The following is a 259-nucleotide window of genomic DNA, read 5'->3' on the forward strand; positions in this document are numbered from 1 at the left end:
GTCGAGCGTGAAGCACGCCTCGCGCACGACGGCCTGCTCGGTCTTGTCGAAGTCGCCGTCGGCGCCGCCGATGACGATGCCGATCTGGATGACGGCGCGGGCCTCGGCGGGCTTCTTCTTCGCCTTGGCGATCTCCTGGAGGACGCTGACCTTGCCGAGCGCGAAGTCGGCGGTCAGCTTGTTCAGGTTCTCGTCGAAACGGCGCTGCAGGTCCACGGCGTCGAAGTTCTGCAGGACCTCGTTCGTCGCGATGAGCTGG

1 protein-coding gene is annotated in these 259 nt (G+C 66.4%); it reads right to left on the reverse strand.

Annotated elements, in window-relative coordinates; all coding sequences use genetic code 11:
- Positions 1-259: TerB family tellurite resistance protein (locus IO36_RS36195; protein ID WP_037626657.1), on the reverse strand; the 259-nt coding region annotated here is incomplete at both ends.

The organism is Streptomyces aureus (assembly GCF_000725495.1).
Taxonomy (GTDB): domain Bacteria; phylum Actinomycetota; class Actinomycetes; order Streptomycetales; family Streptomycetaceae; genus Streptomyces; species Streptomyces aureus_B.